A 1,116-nucleotide genomic window follows, 5' to 3' on the forward strand; every position below is an offset into this window, starting at 1 on the left:
GAGTCGTTGCCTGAGCGGATCGAGATTCTGGAAGCCTTCGCTGATCTGCCCGACGTGCGTCAGGCGTCTGGGAAGCGGCATCATATGGCCCTGTGCCTGGCGCTCTTTACCCTGGCGGTGACAGCAGGTAATCGAGGCTTTTTGTCCATTGGTGACTGGCTCAGGTGCTACCAAAGCGAGTTGATTGACCTCTTCAAGCCGCCCAAACACCGGCTGCCCTCCTACAGCACAATTCGTCGAGTGCTCCTGAGGCTAGATTATTCGCAGTACTCAGCGGCCTTAGCCCGGTTCTTTGACATCGAACCATTACCCGGTGAAACCTTAGCGGTTGACGGCAAAGTTTTGCGAGGGTCGTATCAACTGGAGAGCGACAATCCCGACTCTCCCCCTCATCCGGCCATTCTGTTGGTCAGTGCCTATCTAGTGGAGCGGGGACTGATTCTAGAACCCTATCCGGTTGAGCACAAAACGAATGAGATCAAAGCCTTGCCGGAGTTCATCGAGAAGCTGGCGCTCAAGGGCGTGGTGATTGCCTTTGATGCGATCAGCACTCAAAAAAACCTGTCAACTCATCATTGACACCGAGAATCATTACTTGGCTGCCCTCAAAGGCAATCAAGGTAACTTGCTCAAAACCGTCCAGGCTAATTTTGTTGCCGAGGCGAGTTTCACCGACCTCAGCAAAGGGCACGGACGACTGGAGAAGCGAGTCATCAGCCTTTGCACGACCCTCGATAACATCAAGCCCTGGCCAGGACTGAAGACACTGGTTCGCGTGGAGAGTGAGCGACACTTCAAGTACGGCGGTCAGCCTCGTCAAGAAACCGAAACTCGTTACTATGTTGCCTCGTTTCTAGCCACAGCAGATGCCTTTGCTCAGCGCATCCGAGGCTACTGGGGCGTCGAAAACAAGGTACATTACGTCCGCGATGTGACCCAGGGTGAGGATGCCTCACGCATTCGCATGCATCAGTTACCGCAAATCTTCGCTGTCGCTCGTAACTTCGCGCTCAATCTCTACCGCTCCAACGCCTTCTCCAATATGGCTCAGGCTGAACGATTCTGTAAATTCGGCCTAGATACACTCAAGACCGTTTTTAGAATGAAATAGCCCTG

Annotated in this window: 1 pseudogene; it reads left to right on the forward strand. The window is 53.5% G+C overall.

Annotated features, from left to right (window positions below):
• Nucleotides 1-84 precede the first annotated feature (84 nt).
• Nucleotides 85-1,111 (forward strand): annotated as a pseudogene (locus ACQ4N7_RS30290) (ISAs1 family transposase).
• Nucleotides 1,112-1,116 lie beyond the last annotated feature (5 nt).

Origin of the sequence: Nodosilinea sp. AN01ver1 (genome assembly GCF_050565655.1) — a bacterium.
Lineage (GTDB): Bacteria > Cyanobacteriota > Cyanobacteriia > Phormidesmidales > Phormidesmidaceae > Nodosilinea.